Consider the following 18,774-nt stretch of genomic DNA (forward strand, 5'->3'; position numbering starts at 1 on the left):
ACTTACTATTACTTTGTGGAACATTCCTTTTATCAACCGCAGCACATGCTATTTTTGAAAACGGAGGATGAATCGGTTGCTCTCTGCTGATCAAGCTTTCTTGTTTGATTTTGAACAAAAAGAAAACAAATTGATATTGAATTGGCAAATACAGCCTGGCTATTATCTCTATCAAAAACAGATTAAATTTCAGCCCAGTCATGCCAAACTGGGTAAATATCAATTACCAAAAGGAAAATATCATCAAGATGAATTTTTTGGTAAAACTGTGGTTTATTTTAATAATTTAGTTATTAACATTCCTATTATCCGTGCCACAGACCAGGCCAGTATTGAAGTGAAATATCAGGGGTGTGCGGCTGCCGGCTACTGTTATCCACCAGAAACCAAAATTATTCCCCTTAGCACGGTCATTGCAACAAAAAAATTGCCAGCCAGCAGTCAATTTGTTCAATCAAACACTAACACGTCAGCGAAAAAAACGACTCACGAAAAAACTGAACAGCCCTTCTCACCTTTATGGGCACTCCTATTCGGCATTGGTGTTGCATTTACGCCCTGCGTTTTACCAATGTACCCTTTGATTTCAAGTATTATATTAGGCAAGCAACGGCCGAAAAGTGTAATAAAAATCTTTTGGTTAGCTTTTAGTTATGTGCAAGGAATGGCTCTCACTTATACGCTGTTGGGGCTAATTGTGGCAGCGGCTGGTTTATCATTGCAAGCAGCACTACAGCACCCTTATGTTTTGATCATAATTTCAGCTCTATTTATTCTACTGGCATTTTCCATGTTTGGTTTCTATAACCTACAGCTACCTTCTTCACTGCAAACAAAACTGATTAATTGGAGCGACCACCAAAAAGGAGGATCTTATTTTGGTGTATTTATTATGGGCGCCTTGGCCGGACTTATCTGTTCTCCCTGTACCACTGCGCCACTCAGTGCTATTTTGCTTTACATTGCCCAAAGCGGAGATATATTAATCGGGGGTTTAACACTTTACCTCTATGCATTAGGTATGGGGCTGCCACTGATTGGCATAATATTATTTGGCCATCGACTACTTCCACGTAGCGGTCCCTGGATGCAGTATATCAAAGAAGCTTTTGGCTTTGTCATCTTAGCATTACCCATTTTCTTACTCGAAAGAATTTTTGGCGAAATTTGGAGTCTGCGGTTAACCAGTTTATTAATTACTTCATTCTGCCTATGGGCTCTGATTCTATTACTTAAGAAACATGGCGGCTGGGCGCGGATTGGGCAGATGTTATTTTTACTATTAGCCATCATAGCAGCCCAACCACTACAAAATGGGGTTTGGCAAATGTTTGCCATACCACTCCCCCAAGAGCCATTAGCTTTAAAATTTAACCAGGTAAAAAATTGGCAGCAAATCAAACAAGCAATCAGTAATAATAGTGGCAAAATTGTTATGCTTGATTTTTATGCTGACTGGTGTGTCGCCTGTAAGGCGTTTGAAAAATACACCTTTAGTGATCCTAAAGTAAAAAGTAAGCTGGATAATATGTTATTACTACAAGCCAATGTGACAGAAAATAGTGCTGAACAAAAATCCCTTCTACAATATCTGGATGTCTATGGATTACCCACTATTATTTTCTATGATGAGAAGGGCAGCGAATTACCCAATTCCCGGGTTTATGGTTTTATGAATAGCAAAATGTTCTATCAGCATTTAGAACAAGTTACGCAACGGCAAGAGAAATAAACATGCAACGTGAGCAAGTCCTGAACTCGGTACTACAACTGTTAGAACAACACGGCCTTAGCGGTAATATAGAGATTCTACTAAAAAAACTTAACGTTGACGTTAATCAGTCGCGTCAATTTTGGCCAGATGATGAAGCGCTCCTGTATGACTGTTTACGCTACCATAGTCAACAGATTGCAACCTGGCAACGCCAGCTGCAACTGAATGACGAACTTTCGCCAGAAGAAAAATTATTAGCCCGTTATAACCAGTTAGCCCAAAAAGTTACCGATAATCGCTTTCCTGGCTGCCTATTTATCGCGGCATGTAGTATTTTTCCCAATCCAGAGCATCCTATTCATCAACTAAGTGAACAGCAAAAACAATTGTCATTTAATTTTAGCCTCGAGCTACTAAGGCAACTAGATATAGACGACAGCGAACAAGTGGCTAAGCAAATGGAACTGATTTTAGAAGGTTGCCTAAGCAAATTACTGGTTAAGCGAAATATTGCAGATGTTTTGATCGCCAAGCTATTGGCAGAAGATATATTAACCATAGCTAAATGCAGAAAGAATGATGCTTTAAATTAAAAAATAAGCCCAAAAAAGATAGCCATTATTTTGGTACAAAAAAACAGCAAATAAGCCTAATTTCGCGTTTTTTACCGGAAATACATTGACGACTTGGGTGGAATAAGGTTTAATGCGCTCGGTTGCCCGGATAGCTCAGTCGGTAGAGCAGAGGATTGAAAATCCTCGTGTCGGTGGTTCGATTCCGCCTCCGGGCACCAAGTTCCTAACAAGGTAGCTTGAAGCTGTCTACGCCAGTGATGGGTTAGAAACTTAAGTGCCCAGTTCATCTTTGAATAATCTTACCACCTTGTAACTTACAGGTGCATTTAAGTTACTAAGTAAGAGGGGCTAAAGTTAACAAACACCCTTCTCAATCACTATCTATATTTGCTTCTTGCTCGTGAGCTTAGTCAAGTTAGCCAGGAGCGTACCATATACTGCATCTTTGGTTACACAACCCATTAAAAAATCAGCTATCATTCCTAATAATATTAAACCTTTTATCTGCATGTTATATCCTTTTATATATTGCGTACGCTGAAAGTAATTTACCGCTATTACCGACAATAATATTTAAAATATTGCTAGTGGAAAAGCCCAATCAGGTGCTCCATTAAGTCCTAAAAACCTATGCCAAAAACGACGATGGCGCTACATTCTTATGTTTATTGACGATGATCCATTAGCAAACAGCACTGGTGGCAACCTATATTGTCCACCAGCAACACTGAGCATAACGCTATCAGGCTCTGAGGATTCAAATGAGGACATGGAATCAACAAGATGTTCAACATCACTATCCTTCAACTGATGATAACGATTGCTCGAGAGGTCAGTGGGTAGCGATATGGGTTGCACAGCAAAATCATTTTCCGGTTTGTTAAACGTTGCAGGCAGCTCAATGCTTCTACGCCTGCGCGCGCTATCTGTGAGATCCACCTCAGGCGTGTTTGCTGTCAATGGATCTTGCACAATCACCGTCAACTTATCAGGTGATAGCACCACCACTGGTTTAACCGTCGACACCAGAGCCGGTGCCGGCTTAGCAAAAAGGAAATCGTTCGCGTCAAGCTGAGAAACATCCAGCGTATCAAGATACAGTAGCTTGACATCAGCGTCCGCCCCATCGGCGCTTTTTAACATCACGTCAACACCATGGATCTGTGATAAGCCATTAATGGTCGCACGATTATTCTTAACAATAGTCAGTTGGCTAAAATCACTGATACCGACTTGGCGCAAGTCAATTTTATCAATACCGTGCCGAAATCCTCTTAATGCATTCTGGTAATCATTAACGCCCCGCTGGGCTTCTACCACAAACACATCTGATGCTGCACTATCACGACTATAGATAGTTCCAGCCAGACTAAATTTCATTTGCCCCTGCGCATCAAGATTAAAATGGATCCCATCACCACCGCCTTTGAGGATCACCGTTCCCAGACCCGTTTGTGCTTGGGTCATGGTAGTATGGCTACTGGTATAAGCGGCTGGCGCAACAAAAGTGGGCTGGAAATTGAAATTCTTGGCACTGAGCCCTGCAACAGTCTGTTTTTTTAAGGTAACACTCTGTCTATCACCCAAGTCAACTTTAACATCCTCCCCTTCTTGTAGTGGTCTAATAAAACTGTAGAGATTTATAGCTTATAATTAAGCAAAATCTTATAGGTATAAATATGACCCGAAAAGTAAAAGTAACCTTTAGCGGAAAGCAAAAACTGGAATATGCAAAACTCATGGTTGAAGGTGGATATAGCAATATCCAAGTTGAAAAAATATCCGGTGCGGGTAAATCTGCCGTATCACGATGGAAGCAACAATATCTTGCCGAGTTAAATGGGAATACGCCTGTAAAATCAAAAGCGTTAACACCCGAGCAACAGCGCATACAAGAATTAGAAGTTCAACTTAAGCGTGCTCAGAGGGATAATGACATATTAAAAAAAAAAGCCGCGGCTTACTTCATCCTCGACAATCAAAACTCAAAATCGTGAAGCAACTGAAAATCATGTACCCCAATTTTACGGTCACTGAGTTATGCCATCTTTTTGAAGTAAGCAGCAGTAGTTTTTATTATGAAACGAAAATACCGACAGTTGAAAATGAAAGACTGTGTGGCGAAATCAAACGTATTTTTTATACATCGGGTCAAATTTATGGCAAAAGACGTATTCAAGCCGAGTTAAAGGGTTTAGGGCACCAAATTGGCACTTATAAAATATCGAACATCATGAAATTAAATCAATTAGTTGCAATTAGACCAACGAAAAAGCACTACTATCACTCATCGGGTAACGAACATCGATATGCCCCTAATTTGCTTAAACGACAATTTTCCCCTGAACAGCATAATCACTATTATGTCGGGGATATCACGTATATTAGACATCACTATGGGTGGAGCTATTTAGCCTGTGTGTTGGATTTAGCCACCAAAGAAATTATTGGTTATGCCTTATCAACAAAACCGGATTCGAAATTAGTGAAAGAAGCCTTAGATAACGCAATTGAACGGCAATTCCCGGATACGACAAGTTTGATGTTCCATTCAGATCAAGGTTGCCAATATTCATCGGAGGAGTTTAGGGCGCACCTCTTTGAACGGAAAATAACTCAAAGCATGAGTCGGCGAGGTAATTGCCTCGATAATGCCGTGATGGAAAGATTTTTTAGGAGTTTAAAGACAGAAAGACTTAACCGTTTATCGTTTATGAATCATCAATCTGTTGTCTGTGAAGTTGAAAATTATATTCAGTTTTACAATTATTATCGACGCCATTCAACGATTGGTTATTTAACGCCACATCAAAAATATCATGAACTAAAAAATGCCGCTTAGATCTTCTACAGAATTTGTTGACCATTACACACCAGGGTATCATTGCCATCACCGGTAATGATATTCTGGATTTCTGCCGGACGGTTAATATTCAACCCGCGTCCACCAATACTGGCAACGCCTGTCAGTAAGTTAACTGACGTATCTTTCGCAACCGCTGCCGCATTAAGGGTATTGCGTCCCCCGACGACACCATTGACAGCATCATCTAGTATAGCGCGGCTAGCTTGGCCGCTGAGCAATTGAGCATACTCATCGGTGTAAAAGTAAGTATTATCTGGCGTGCTTTTACTACCGTACAAACGTAACGACCAGGATGTTAAGGTGACCGGTAAAGCTGAGCTGTCACTGCTTATCTGCAACGTCCAGTTACCGGCTGATTTTTCACCAAAATCATGGGTTGACATAAAACGATATCTGAACCGGCCCGATTGACTGCTGCCCTTATCGCTAGTACTGGCGCCCGGCATACCCGCTGGGATTTTACCCTGCCTATCCAGCAATACACTCTGCGTGCCATCAGGCGAGATCAGTTTGAGCGTCAGATCGCCAAGACGACCCACATCGGCATCAAAATCAATTTCAACATGTTCAATATTTAGTCCCGCTTGCATAGCAATCGATGACGTCAGCGTTTTGCCGGCGGCCAAGGTTTTTCCAAGCTTACCACTGGAGGCACTGTAAACATACTCGTTAGCGGCAGTGCTTTGCGTCATCCAAGACTCAGCGAGGCGAACCGCTGCGCGGGCATCAACGGCACCGAAGCCATAATCATGACTGGTATGCATGCCGCCACCATTCCAGTGATGCGCTTTATTGTCACGCCATTCGGTCGTGGGGTCGTTGATTTTACGCGCGGACAGAGCAAGGATCTGCTGCACATCCCGATAACCAAGGTTCGGATTAGCCTCTAGCATCAACGCCACAATGCCGGAGACTATCGGCGTCGCAAAACTGGTACCTTGCATGCTGGTATAATCATTGCCAAAAGTGGAACCCCGTTCCGTTTTCAGCATATGGCTGGTCGACACCACGTTGCTTCCAGGGGCTGAGATCAGTAAACTGGCGCCCGGATTCGAGAACGGCGAGGAGCCAATGTGTAATGTCGACAAATCAGCTTGAGCATTGATAGCCCCCATCTGGACAGAAAAACGATTATTGTTGGTCAATGATCCCTGCGCACTGCCACCTGCTGCCCGATTATTACCACCGGAGGTCACAATAACCGTCCCCAATCCACCACGGCCATTAGCCGCCGCATATTGCGCATTTATACTCAACGACGCCGCTGTGTTTATACTGCCATCCGAAAAATTACTGAGGGCGAAATCGTTGGCAAATCCCCAACTATTGTTGGCAATGTCAAAATTGGACATATGTCCCAGCCCTGCCAGGTCGGCACCGTCATTGGCCAGATAATAGCCGCCTAACGTCGCTCCATGGGCAACCCCGACGCCACCTTTATTGTTTTTCGTTGCCACCATCACACCGGCCACCATTGTTGCATGATTGGAGACCTTGTCCGGCATGGTTCCGTGCGTCTGCTGAGTCTTCTGCCAGCTTTTATCGACATTGGCGACCAGATCAGGATGAGCAATATCAAAAATTTCCGGCGCAGTCGCAAACTGACCGCCGGGCTCGAACTGACCGATGCGCACTCCTTTGCCCGTGTAGTCCTGCCATACCGGTAAAATATTGGCATCACTCAGATACCATTGCTGCGCCGCCAATGGGTCACGCGGCACCTCTGGCGTCAGTAATGTAGCAACCGCCCTCATCGGGGCGCTTTTCCCGCTCGCTAAATCCATCACAGAGGCCGAAGGGTTACCCGCGGCATCAGTGACGCCATATTTAAAACTCATCAGACCGGTGTAAGTCGCATCCGGCGTAAACGCAACATCGCCCTGAGCGGTCAGGGTGACGTTGCCGCCCATCGCATCACCAACTTGGCTAATACGTAAGTTACCCTGACTGTTGAGGCGCTGATCATTGGCCAATAGAGTGGCAGCAGCAATCAGATGGGTGCGAGTACGAGAAAAAACCTTACCCTGCTGGTCATGGGTGAGAACATCCTCGACCGGCATTGCATTCGGCGTTTGTAAGTCAACCGCTGAAATATCGGCAAAATTGAGTTTTTGAATGTTTTTCAGCGTTACCGTGCCATCTCGCCCGGCAACCTTATCAGCGATTTGATAGCCACTGTCGGTTCGAGTAATCTGATAATCGCCGTGATTACCATGCAGGCTGACGATATTAATCCCCCCATCGCCATCGATCATGGCATTCCCATGGCCAACCTCAATAACATCATCGCCGACACTGCCGAAAATCATATCCGCGCCGCCACCAGCATATATGATGCTGCCACCTTTGGAGGCATAAATTTTATCCCCATTAGGTCCGGCATAGATAACCGATTTACCACTCCCACCAATCAGGGTATTGTGCCCGCTGCCACCGACCAGCACATCATCACCCATGCCACCTATCAAAGTCGAATAACCCGAGCCGCCTTTCATAAACACACCATTAGGCCCGCCACTGATGATGGTATCATTGCCACTGCCACCTTCAGCAATCGTTAAACCGGCTTGATCCATATCCAATATCATACCTTGGTTACCGGTGATAATGGCCATATCCTGTCCACCGTTACCATGAATATTTTTGCTATCGTCAGAAGCGCTGATAACAAAAACATCGTTACCGGCACCACCAACATAGGTATTGCTGCCTGCACCACCCACCAGCCAACTGCCTGTTTTAGCGGCAATTAACTGGTCATCACCACTGCCACCATACAGGTTGCTGACACCCAATTTATCTGCATCCAGCGTTTGCGCGCTGTCACTATGACTAGCGTAAGCCGTGGTCGTGATATGGTTAAAAGTCGAAGTAACGCGTGTTCCCGTCCCCTGAGTCGTTAGTGTGTTACTGACCGGATCAGCGACAAAGTTAACCGCTAATATTTCCCGCGTCTGACCTTGCATCATAAACGATCCACTGGCAACCACCCTGTTACCATCACGCACTTCATTTTTATTGGCTGACTGGACATTAATCTGAGTGATCCCCAGTTCCGTCAATGTTTTGAGCTCGCCCGCATCCACTTTCGCATCGTGGCTCACGTCCAGCCAAACCCGTAATTGACCCCAGATAGGATCACGCTTATCAATCACGCCATCTTGATTGCTATCTTCACTGCCCAAGGCGGCAAAACCATCGGCAAATATTTTTTCGCCCGCCACGCCGTTGCCACCGACCCGACCACCATAGTACTCAGAGAACATTTGGCTGACATTTTTTATCTGACCGCTGCCATCGTCAATTACCAGTATGCCGGTTTGCCGGTCTGCCCAACCGGTACGTTTAAGCGTGCCACTGTGATCCATATCGAATAACACCGCGTCGCGCATGTCGCTCATGTGCACGCCATGGCCACTCAAATCCAGTAACAGTGGGTCAACATAGGTATTGAAAGTTGTCCGCGCCGATAAACCGTTCAACATGGCAGCGTTTTTTAGACCGACGTCCAGTTGACAGGTATCGCCGGGGCGGAAGTAGGGTTTGCCGGAGTGTCAACGATCACCGAAAACTGATCCACTTTTTATCTAAATCCGATCAATCAAAATTGATCCACTGTTTTACTCAGTTATTGCTCCTGAGCGCCGCTTATCTTTCAATCGGTAGCTTTCACCGCTTAATTGCAGTACATGCGAATGATGAAGTAAACGATCAAGCATAGCGGCAGTTAATGTTGCGTCATCAGCAAAAGCACTTGGCCATTGCCCAAATGATAGGTTACTCGTCAATATGACACTGCCATGCTCATAACGCTTGGCAATCACATTGAAAAACAGGTTTGCTTCTTCTCGCCCAAACGGCAGGTATCCAATCTCATCGATAATCAACAACTTCGGGGCCATCACCGAACGTGATAGATATTGTTTGAGCTTATTTTGTCGTTTGGCAGTTGAGAGTTGCAACATCAGTTCAGCTGCCGTGGTAAAGCGGGTTTTCTTCTTGGCCTGTACTGCTTTTAATCCTAACCCAATAGCTAAATGCGTTTTGCCTACACCGCTTGGGCCAAGCAACACGACATTTTCATTACGTTCAATAAACGTTAATGCGCTTAATTCCTGTATGTGTTGTTTGGGGATCCCCGTTGCAAACTTAAAATCGAACGTATTAAGTTCTTTATGTGCTGGGAATCCTGCCATCCGACTCAAAAGATTACGAGTTCGTTCATCTCGTTGTTGTTGCTCACATTTTAACAGGGACAGTAAAAACTCTCCGTAGCTTTTGTCTTGGGCAATGCATTTTTCGGCAAGTGATGACCAATGAGTCGGAATAGAATTTAATTTCAATGACTCACACAGGTGTTCAATTTGTTCATGCAATAACATGTTCACCTCCCAGTAATGCTTCGTATACGCTGATTGAGTGTTGCAAACTGACAGATTCAAGGGGCGGTACGATAGGGATATTAAGCGTATTAGTCTGTGGGATAGATTGGCAAACCCTTGCTGGTAAGGGTAGAAGAGACTTAACTTCCTTAGCTAATCTATCTGCTGGCTTCTCTAACGTTGTTCCATGAATTCGCTGATGGGCAACGCGTTGTAACCATGGACCCACTTTTGCATTAGCTATTTCAATATCCAGTTCAAGATTATGAGCACGAAGGTCGGTGTTTAATGGCACGATAAAGCTGTTTTTTAAATAGTGGTTAAAGCGCTCTACTTTCCCTTTCGTTTTTGCCCTGTAGGGCTTGCAAGCCTTCATTTTAAACCCGTAATCTTTCGACATTTGAAGCATTTCGACATGTAATTTATGATCACCTTCTGCATAAGCATCCCGTTCGATGATGAGGGATTTTGCGTTATCACACAATACTTCCTGTGGTACACCACCAAAGTAGTCGAAAGCTTCTCTTAAACCTTGCTGCCACGATTCTGCTCGTTCATTATCAAAGAACTTTACATAACTCGCACGCGAATAGCCTAGCGTTGCAACAAACGCTTTCAGCGATTTTTTACCTCGCCGGATGCTGGTGAAGTCGATTTGCATTTGTTGACCTGGCTGTGTTTCAAAACGGACGACTACTTCGGGAACAATGCTTGGTTTAAATTGACAAACAAATCGGCGTAATTGAGCAATACCACCTTGATAGCCGTTTTCAACTACCTCATCAAATAAGACTGTTGCAGGGATCCAATCAGGTTTAGCCAGTTCAATTCGCTGAAGCAAATAAGGTTTAAAGGGGGATAATTTAGTCGGTTGTTGACTTCTTTTAGCATAAGTTGGCATTGTCTGTTGTTGTAAATGATGTTTTACGGTGTTACGGGATATACCCAACTCACTGGCAATTTTTCGAAGGCTTTGTCCTTGTGCAAAGCGAACATGAATATCCACAAATATCTCCTTGGTTAACATAAATTATCCGTACAAAAATGTGCGAATAATACCAAGTGGATCAGTTTTAGATGATCGTTAGTGGATCAGTTTTGCATGATCGGTGACACCGGAGCTAAAGTGGGATGGTTTATAGAACTCGGCCAGATAAGCATTCGGTCGGACATTGGTATCCAGTTGCACCGCACCGGGTCGAATGCCGCCGGTCGCCAAGCTGGCCATCTGAGTAGCGGTGAAGTCGCTTTTACTAAGGATATCGCCATTGGCAGATATCTTGTGGGTCGGGCTATTGTGAATATAGCCATTGCTCACATCCAGCTGCGCCTGGTTTTCCGCCTGGATCTGTTGCTGTGGTTTGGGAGCCGGGTTAATATTAATCTTAATCATACTTTTCGGCGGGCTAGGCAGCGGGCCGTTACCCCTTATTGGCGTAAGCCAGGGTGGCGTATTCATCGTGATATTAGGAATTCTTTTTTCGTATTTATCCCCATTGCGGATCAGGTCATCCCGAATAATAGATGCTCCTTTCGATATTAACATCGCTTTCAAGGTTTCCGGGTTAGATTAGGAAACAGATTGCCTTCAAAACGCTTACCGTTGTAGCCAATGGAGTTTAAGGAGTAATAGACAAAATCGACACAACTGTTGGCATGCACGCTATATTTGCTATCATCAAATCCGCCCGATGCCGGTGTTTCTGAAAAATTTTTCAATTTATTATACTGCGCCTGGCTTAAGGCCAGGGTGACCTCATAGGAAGTCTGTTGGTAGGCGGCATTATCCGTATCCGTTACCCACCCTTCGCCAAACGGCTCACCACGTTTTGATTCAAAACCATAACTTAGCTCCTCGCCTTGGCCGTCACTTAACACATACCACATATGGCCGCCCGATGAAGAATGTATCTCCCCGGCCTTGTGTTCATTCTTATCGACCTGATAAATATATTTGGCTCCCATCGGCGCCACTTTATAGGTAACAGTATATTTTTTATCCATATTTTACTTCCTTATTGACAAAATGCTACAGTTAAATTTTAGGATCAAAATAGCTAACGTGAGCAAAACTTTCGATCCCGTTAAATAGCGCAACATCTTCCAGCGTAGTAATGACCACCGAGTAATGTCCGGGTAAAAGCGATAATATTTTCATTTTCCGTACCGCGGTATTTAGCCTTCTCTTCTGGTAATAGAAAGCCTGCCCGCCATCAGTTCCCTTCGTGTTGATTATCTCGTCAAAAAAAACCTGACCATCCTTAACGATACGCAGCGAAATGGGGATTATCACCCCGGTATCATTAACGCCTCGGAATAACTCAAGCCGCCTAAGTACTTCTTCATAATCTCCTCCTTTATCAAATAACAGAGCAAACAGATAGCCCCCTTCCTTTTTAATTTCAAACTCAACTGCAACCGATTGACCGGCGCGGGTTATATCAAGCGGCCGGTAGATACTAATATGTTCAGTACAGGCCACCAGCCAGACACTGCTGAACAAAAGCATTACTGTGCGCCACATGCTAACTCTTACCTGTCTCGCGAATACCTTCATCTTGTTACTCCAGCAAAAGCAGATGATCAGAAAATAGTGATTGTTAATTTATTAATTCTACGCTGGCTTACTAGCGGGTTTGGCTTTAGCCGTTACTTTCCCTGCGCCAAAAATCCACCACCCTTTGATTGCAAAACCCTAACTTCGCTTCTCAATCTTCTCCGCCACTTAACAGCTATGTCCGCCAAATCAGCAATCAATATCGCCCATTTGTTGCTTCACCTTATCGGCCTGATAAACAGATTTGACCCCATCGGCGCTACTTTATAAGTGATGGCATATTTATTTTACAGACAGATTATTGGTTACTTTTACCCAGCTAATGTTAATTTTTTGATCATAATAAGCCAACTCAACAAAACTCTCGATAGCTTTAAACTCCGAAACTGCTGTACTGGATAAAATTCAGACATTTTGTTAAAGCAATGCCTCCAGCTTAAATAGCCGCGACAGATAGAAACAAAAATTAGCTTAGAAATAGGCAAGTGTTGTTAGGCTTAGTGGTTAAACGGCGAAAAGGTTAAAGGAGAGTGTTTTTTCAGTGGCTAAAGAAACCAATATATACGTGGGCAATATCCATCTTGACTGAAAAGCGATAAGAGAAGAAAGCGCCAAGTTGGTTTAGATGCTGGCTAGGATAATGATTTTTAGCAACTGAATGTATCATTGGTTGTACAAGAAATATTATGCTAATCAAGAGGAAATGAAACAACAGATATTGGATTGCCTTGGTTACTACAACTGAATCCATTTACACCGCAAATAACCCATTATCACCTATGAGTGTCTAAGCGCTTTAAAACCAATCACTTAACAGATTTTTCTGCCCGATGAGCAATCGATTTTGCCTGCTTTATCGACCTGATAAATATATTTGGCGCCCATTGGTGCTACTTTATAGGTCACAGTATATTTTTTATCCATATTTTACTTCCTTGTTGACAGAAAATTACAGTTAAATTTTAGGATCAGAATAGGTAACTTGAACAAAACTCTCGATCCCGTTAAACAGCGGAACATCTTCCAGCGTGCTAATCACCACCGAGTAATGTCCCAGGAAAAGCAAAAATGATTTAATATCCCGTACTGCTGTGGTATCTATTCTTCTCCCCTGGTAATAAAAAGCTTGCCCGCCATCAGTTCCCTGCGTATTGATTGTCTCGTCAAAAAAAACCTGACCATCCTTAACGATACGCAGCGAAATGGGAATTATCACCCCAGTCTTATTAATACCCTCGAACAACTCAAAACGCCTTTCCATTTCATCATGCCCCTCGCCAGTCTCAAATAATAAGGCAAACAGATAGCCCCCTTCCTTTTTAATTTCAAACTCAACCTTAACCGATTGGCCGGCGCGGGTTATATCAATCGGCCGGTAGATACTAATATGTTCAGTACAGGCCACCAGCCAGAGACTGCTGAACAAAAGCATTACTGTGCGCCACATGCTAATTCTTACCTGTCTCGCGAATACCTTCATCTTGTTACTCCCAGCAAAAGCAAATGATGAGAAAATAGTGATTGTTAATTTATTAATTCTACGCTGGCTTGCTGGCGGGTTTGGCATTATCCGTTACTTTCCCTGCGGCAAAAGGTTCACCACCCTTTAATTGCAAAACCCTAACTTCGCTTCTCAATCTTCTCCGCCACTTAACAGCTATGTCCGCCAAATCAGCAATCAACATCGCCCACTTGCTGCTTGCTTTTATCGGTCTGATAAACAGATTTGCCCCCATCGGCGCTACTTTATAAGTGATGGCATATTTATTTTACCGGCAGATTATTAGTTACTTTTACCCAGCTAATGCTAATTTTTTGATCATAATAAGCCAACTCAACAAAACTCTTGATAGCTTTAAACTCCGAAACTGCTGTACTGGATAAAATTCAGATATTTTGCTAAAGCAATGCCTCCAGCTTAAATAGCCGCGACAGATTGGAAAAAAATTAGGTCAGAAATTGACAGGCATAATTGGGCTTAGTGGTTAAACGGCGAAAGGGTAATCGCCTAGTTTAGAAGACAAAGCGATAGCGACAGCGACAGCAGATAACCGCTTTACAGCGGTTATCCTTGCGCATGACCATTTTTGCCTATTTCCAGTCTGGCTACCGCGCTTTGTAATTAGAATAACGGAATATTTTCAGCGAGTTTGATAATGTATTTTCTTAATGGTCCAATATAAAAACCCGGCCCAATTCCTGACGCGGTTTTGACTCACACTTATCAAGGTGTGCGTTGCGGAAATATTTTTAATAAACTAAACCATATCCATAGGGATAGAGAGTACGGTCTAAATCAGGCGTTTTAATATCCACCGGCAATTTACCTGTCGGGGAGTTGATTAAGCGCTTATTGGGGGTGAGAAATAGCGTTCTTAGCCCACTACGGATGTTGGTTTCCAAGTTATTTCTATTATTATTTATCGCATCAAAGCCCGTAATGCCATAAATGGCAATATTGGCTTTCACGCCACGCAAGTAAGCAATATCATAAGGATTATTGGTCGCTATCACGACCACTGGAATAGCATTACGATTAGCAACATTGAGTATTCGCTGGGCATTAATGGGGGCTTTTTTAAGATTATAAGTGGCTAAAATAATGAGATCGGAATTTTGCATTTTTGTCGTTAATTGCTGCTCAGTTTTATCATCCGCCATCATGGTAACCACATCATCTTGGGTAGTCATATTAATATTTAACTCATCAGCAAGAGCGAGTAAATGTTTTTTAATTAATTGATTACGTGCTTTTTCATCGGAAAAAATGACAATTTTATTATTATTTTTTAACTGAAACGGTAGTACGTTACTGTTTTTTATTAATGTGATGGCATTGTCTGCAACCATATTCTCAATATCTTTATCTATTTTTGCTGCAACAACTTGTTGTGCTTGCTGAGCAGACTTATCTTGGGCGGAAATTCTATTTTTTAACTTACTCAGTACGACCCGATAAGCAGATTCACCAATGCGACGGTCTAATTCTGGATTGCTTTGCGCTTCCGTTTTTAGATAGTGATAGAGCTGTTCCAGTTTAGTGACATCCTCAATAGCGGTAATTTTTACTGGCATTAAAATGATGTCATTGCCCGCCAATATGGCTTGTTTAACCACCCAGTTAGCGTCAAAGTTTTTGGCAATAGCGCCCATATCCATGGCATCGGTGATAATTAAACCTTGATAGTTCAATTTATTGCGTAATATCCCGCTTAATATTGGCTTAGAAAGGGTTGCCGGCACACCGACTTGCCTTTTATCTATAGTAGTTAGTTTATGGTTATCTAATGCCGGTATAACGATATGTGCTGTGATGATAGCATCGGTATTTGGCATGGTATGCCTGAATGGGAGTAACTCAAATTTGCGCCATTGTTGCTGACTAATATTAATCGTTGGCAAGGATAAATGGCTATCAGCAGTGACATTACCATGGCCTGGAAAATGTTTAATTGCCGTTAAAACAGCATAGCGATGAATGCCTTGAATATAACTGTTGGCCATTTCCGCCACCAGCTGTGGCCTGTCTGAATAAGAACGGACACCAATAATAGGATTATCTTGATTATTATTAATATCAACCACGGGCGCAAAATTAAAATTAAATCCTAAATGCATAAGTTCATAACCATGGATCATACCAACCAATTCACTCAGTTGTTTAGAACGCGTTGCACCTAATGCCATATTACCCGGCATCTCAGTCCCTATCCGCAGTCGTGTGACATAACCACCTTCCTGGTCAATACTTATAAATAGTGGTAAATTGCTACGTGCCTGTTGCAACGCATTAATCAGGTTTACAGTTTGTGGCGTGTCAATTAAATTATCTCGAAATAAGATCACTGAACCTAAATGATAATGGTGAATAATATTGGCGATTTCTGGTTTGAGTTTGGTCATTGCCAACGCATTTTTTTCCGCGTCAATTCCCCAATGGGGAAAACCCAACATTAACATCTGCCCTAACTTTTCTGCAAAACTCATGTTTTCAACGAGCTGTTTGGCTTCCGCCTCTGGGGATTGCCATAGATCAGCTAATTGTTGATGGGTAATCACTTTCGCGGAACAAAAAAAACTTAACAGACACAATGACAAAGCTATTTTTTCATTTTTATTCCTATATTACTGGTGAGTAAAAAAGTTTTATTAATTAACTGTTGTGCTTAGGAAAAAATAAACTAATATCAACAAACTGCACTAACTTAGCATAATCTTAACAAAAAACCTCACTTCAATTAGTGAGGTGGTTACTCGCTTAACTGGCTAAAATCAGCAATCTATTGAGCAAACTCAGCGATAGGATTAATCAAATCTTCAGCAAATTGCAAACTTTGCATGGGATCCAATAAATCCAGCATCTGACGATTGTTAGCAATTTGTAATCGATTTAAACAGCAACGTTTGATTGTAGGCGTAAATAGAGGATAACGTTTAAATTGCTGAGCAAATTGTGGATGGGTCGATTGATAATCTAAAATACAATTCGCCACTGACTGCCAGAACTGTTGTTGGGCATAACCCGCTTTTTCATCAAGAATTGCGGCTATATAGCGAAAGACACCATCAAACACGTCCGATAAAATAGTCAGTGTTTTCATCTGTTCTGGCATACTAACTTTTACCCGACTCGCTTCTGCTGGCAAATCCGCCTGTGGATCCATCACCAACACTTCTTCTGCCAAATCTTTCATAAAAATAGATTGTGGAATATGATTTTCTAGCACTAGAATAATATTCTCTCCATGTGGCATAAACATTAAATCATAAGCATATAAACAGTGTAAGAGTGGTAGTAAGTAACAGTCCAGATAGCGTTTAATCCATTCATCAGCACAGATACCTGATGCGGCAATTAGAGCAGGTAAGAATGCGTTACCTTGTTGATCATGGTGTAATAATGCCGCCATCGTCATCAATTTTTGTTTGCTGCCAATTAATTGTAAGGGATTTTCCCGCCACAGTGCCGCCATCATTTTTTTATAAGGGGTATCGCCTTGGATCGCTTGCTCATAGTAATGATTTCTAAAACCAATACTGGCAACTTCCCGTAATAACCGAAAACCACAACGACGTAAAACATCATCTTGTTGTACCAGATCATATAGCCAATCATTAATCGCTGGTGTGGTTACCATGTAATAGGGCGACAAACCGCGCATAAATCCCATGTTCAAGATAGATAACGCAGTTTTCACATAATAGCGCTGTGGTTGGCTGCGATTAAATAACGTCCGTATTGATTGTTGGGCTTGATAGCAATCTTTGCCTACGCCTAGATAGATTAGTTTTTGACTAGCAAGCTCATGAGCAAAGATGGATGGTAACTTATTTTGCCACTGCCATGGATGAAATGGCATCAATAGGTACTCCTGTGGATCCAGTCCAAGCAAAATTAATTGGTGGTTAAAATCAATTATCTCCTGTTGACTCAATTCTTGCTCGATTAGCTGTTGATAACTAAGCTGCTCTATACAGGCAAACTGGGCCTGACTTTTATGTGCCGCTAACCATATTAAATGGATACCTGCCGCTGATTCAGGACTGAAACATTGAAAATCCTGTGCATCAAAGCCAATTCTGCCATTGTTAGCGATAAAAATTGGGTGCCCTTCCATCATTTCAGCCTCAATGGTCTGAAAATCAGCATGCAACAAACTATCAACGGTAATACCAGTACGATGGTATTTAAATGCGCTACTATGTAGTGTACTCATTAATTCTTCCACATAAGTTGGCATAACACTGTCACTGATCCCAAGCTGATGTTTAAATTCAATAATGAAACGGATAAAGTCGAGTTCAGCCCAATTCTCTGTGTGCATTTTTTGCAGCGAGTCAGCATCAATCAACCAATGATCTAATGCCAATCGTCGCGCACGGAAATAATACTGTACGCCATACTCATCATTATCCAAACGATAATAATGATAACCATCTCGATCGATTTTTTCTGTTAATTGTTTTGGCGATAATAAACACTCATGAGCAAACTCGGAAATGGCTTTTCTCAGCTGTAATCGATGTACTTTTTGCCAAACCTGCGGATATAAATGATGTACCAAAGGATTATCGGGCTGTGAAAATTTAATTAATGGCGCTGATTGCAAAGCTATTTGATGCTGCTCTCTGGTACAGAATGCTAAGCCAGCCATTTTATTTGCTAATTGCACGGTTTTTTCATACACAAAACCCGCCTTTATATTTAGCCGATGAATTTTCGTATTGCGAATATCAGGCTCAACAACAATCCGCTTAACCGCAGGGTTATTGAAAATGAAGGCGATAATGGTTTGAAAAACCCCCCAGGTAAACTGCTTGATTTTTTGCTCCGATGGCGCAACCAAAATATGCATTCCCATGTCACCTGGGTCAGCACGATAGTGCTGGCTGATAACATCATCTTGTGCCCAATAACACTCGAGTAAAAATACTATTTTTCCCTGGTAACTGCCAGTAAAGACCGAATTAGGCTGACGGATCAATAGATCTTGATAAAAATTTTTTACTTGTTGCGAAGTATAATTTTGCATTCCCCAATAATGCGCATAATTGCGATTAACCCATTGGCTAATAATGGCAATATCTTCATTTAGATTCAGTGGCTGTACTGAAAATGTGCCGACATCAGTGACTGTTTTTTTAAACGGCGCCATAGTTGCAACAGACATCAATTGACT

General features: G+C 42.5%; 14 protein-coding genes and 1 tRNA gene. 4 read left to right on the forward strand and 11 right to left on the reverse strand.

The features are described 5' to 3' along the window. Window positions 1-67: 67 nt before the first annotated feature. The 3 genes from ArsFIN_RS17905 to ArsFIN_RS17915 all read left to right on the forward strand — a co-directional run bounded on the left by ArsFIN_RS17905 (window position 68) and on the right by ArsFIN_RS17915 (window position 2,507). Window positions 68-1,732 (forward strand): protein-disulfide reductase DsbD, encoded by a 1,665-nt coding sequence (locus ArsFIN_RS17905; protein ID WP_407061996.1) that lies wholly within the window; start codon window positions 68-70, stop codon window positions 1,730-1,732. Window positions 1,733-1,734: 2 nt separating this feature from the next. Next, entirely contained in the window at window positions 1,735-2,307 is a 573-nt protein-coding gene (dicD, locus tag ArsFIN_RS17910) for a division control transcriptional repressor DicD (RefSeq protein ID WP_026823885.1), read from the forward strand. A 124-nt stretch (window positions 2,308-2,431) separates the two neighbouring features. Continuing rightward, window positions 2,432-2,507: transfer RNA gene (locus tag ArsFIN_RS17915), tRNA-Phe, on the forward strand. A gap of 433 nt (window positions 2,508-2,940) precedes the next feature. Here the strand turns inward: ArsFIN_RS17915 and ArsFIN_RS17920 are convergent. Then, on the reverse strand, window positions 2,941-3,876 hold the full coding sequence (locus tag ArsFIN_RS17920) for a hypothetical protein (protein ID WP_051297159.1): 936 nt from the start codon (window positions 3,874-3,876) through the stop codon (window positions 2,941-2,943). Window positions 3,877-3,968: 92 nt separating this feature from the next. On the opposite strand from ArsFIN_RS17920, the gene ArsFIN_RS17925 reads away from it, so the two are divergent. After that, window positions 3,969-5,131, forward strand: a protein-coding gene (locus tag ArsFIN_RS17925; RefSeq protein ID WP_135678050.1) for an IS3 family transposase whose coding sequence is annotated in 2 segments (ribosomal slippage) — window positions 3,969-4,247 and window positions 4,250-5,131 — 1,161 coding nt in all. Because the reading frame shifts where the segments join, the coding sequence is not laid out codon by codon here. A 5-nt stretch (window positions 5,132-5,136) separates the two neighbouring features. On the opposite strand, the gene ArsFIN_RS17930 is transcribed toward ArsFIN_RS17925, so the two are convergent. From ArsFIN_RS17930 to ArsFIN_RS17975, 10 genes are all read right to left on the reverse strand, one after another. Continuing rightward, entirely contained in the window at window positions 5,137-8,556 is a 3,420-nt protein-coding gene (locus ArsFIN_RS17930; RefSeq protein WP_246067455.1) for a S8 family serine peptidase, read from the reverse strand. Window positions 8,557-8,775: 219 nt separating this feature from the next. After that, entirely contained in the window at window positions 8,776-9,537 is a 762-nt protein-coding gene (gene istB, locus ArsFIN_RS17935) for an IS21-like element helper ATPase IstB (protein WP_135677409.1), read from the reverse strand. Next, entirely contained in the window at window positions 9,524-10,564 is a 1,041-nt protein-coding gene (istA, locus tag ArsFIN_RS17940) for an IS21 family transposase (RefSeq protein WP_135678056.1), read from the reverse strand. The genes istB and istA overlap by 14 nt, the downstream gene beginning before the upstream one ends. Before the next feature lie 57 nt (window positions 10,565-10,621). Beyond that, window positions 10,622-11,092 (reverse strand): hypothetical protein, encoded by a 471-nt coding sequence (locus ArsFIN_RS17945; protein ID WP_026821426.1) that lies wholly within the window; start codon window positions 11,090-11,092, stop codon window positions 10,622-10,624. Beyond that, complete coding sequence (locus ArsFIN_RS17950; RefSeq protein ID WP_026821425.1) at window positions 11,089-11,541, reverse strand: hypothetical protein; 453 nt, start codon at window positions 11,539-11,541, stop codon at window positions 11,089-11,091. The genes ArsFIN_RS17945 and ArsFIN_RS17950 overlap by 4 nt, the downstream gene beginning before the upstream one ends. A 31-nt stretch (window positions 11,542-11,572) precedes the next feature. Next, window positions 11,573-12,061 carry a DUF5625 family protein gene (locus ArsFIN_RS17955; protein ID WP_246067282.1) on the reverse strand — a complete coding sequence of 163 codons (489 nt, stop codon included), beginning with the start codon at window positions 12,059-12,061 and terminating at the stop codon, window positions 11,573-11,575. Window positions 12,062-13,049: 988 nt separating this feature from the next. Then, window positions 13,050-13,541 (reverse strand): DUF5625 family protein, encoded by a 492-nt coding sequence (locus ArsFIN_RS17960; protein ID WP_246067283.1) that lies wholly within the window; start codon window positions 13,539-13,541, stop codon window positions 13,050-13,052. A gap of 91 nt (window positions 13,542-13,632) precedes the next feature. Continuing rightward, window positions 13,633-13,830 (reverse strand): hypothetical protein, encoded by a 198-nt coding sequence (locus ArsFIN_RS17965; RefSeq protein ID WP_026821422.1) that lies wholly within the window; start codon window positions 13,828-13,830, stop codon window positions 13,633-13,635. A 514-nt stretch (window positions 13,831-14,344) separates the two neighbouring features. Beyond that, window positions 14,345-16,192, reverse strand: a complete 1,848-nt coding sequence (locus tag ArsFIN_RS17970; RefSeq protein WP_246067284.1) for a glycoside hydrolase family 3 protein — start codon at window positions 16,190-16,192, stop codon at window positions 14,345-14,347. Window positions 16,193-16,374: 182 nt separating this feature from the next. Then, window positions 16,375-18,765, reverse strand: a complete 2,391-nt coding sequence (locus ArsFIN_RS17975; RefSeq protein WP_026821420.1) for a GNAT family N-acetyltransferase — start codon at window positions 18,763-18,765, stop codon at window positions 16,375-16,377. Between the last annotated feature and the right edge of the window lie 9 nt (window positions 18,766-18,774).

Origin of the sequence: Arsenophonus nasoniae (assembly GCF_004768525.1) — a bacterium.
GTDB classification, from domain to species: Bacteria; Pseudomonadota; Gammaproteobacteria; order Enterobacterales; family Enterobacteriaceae; genus Arsenophonus; species Arsenophonus nasoniae.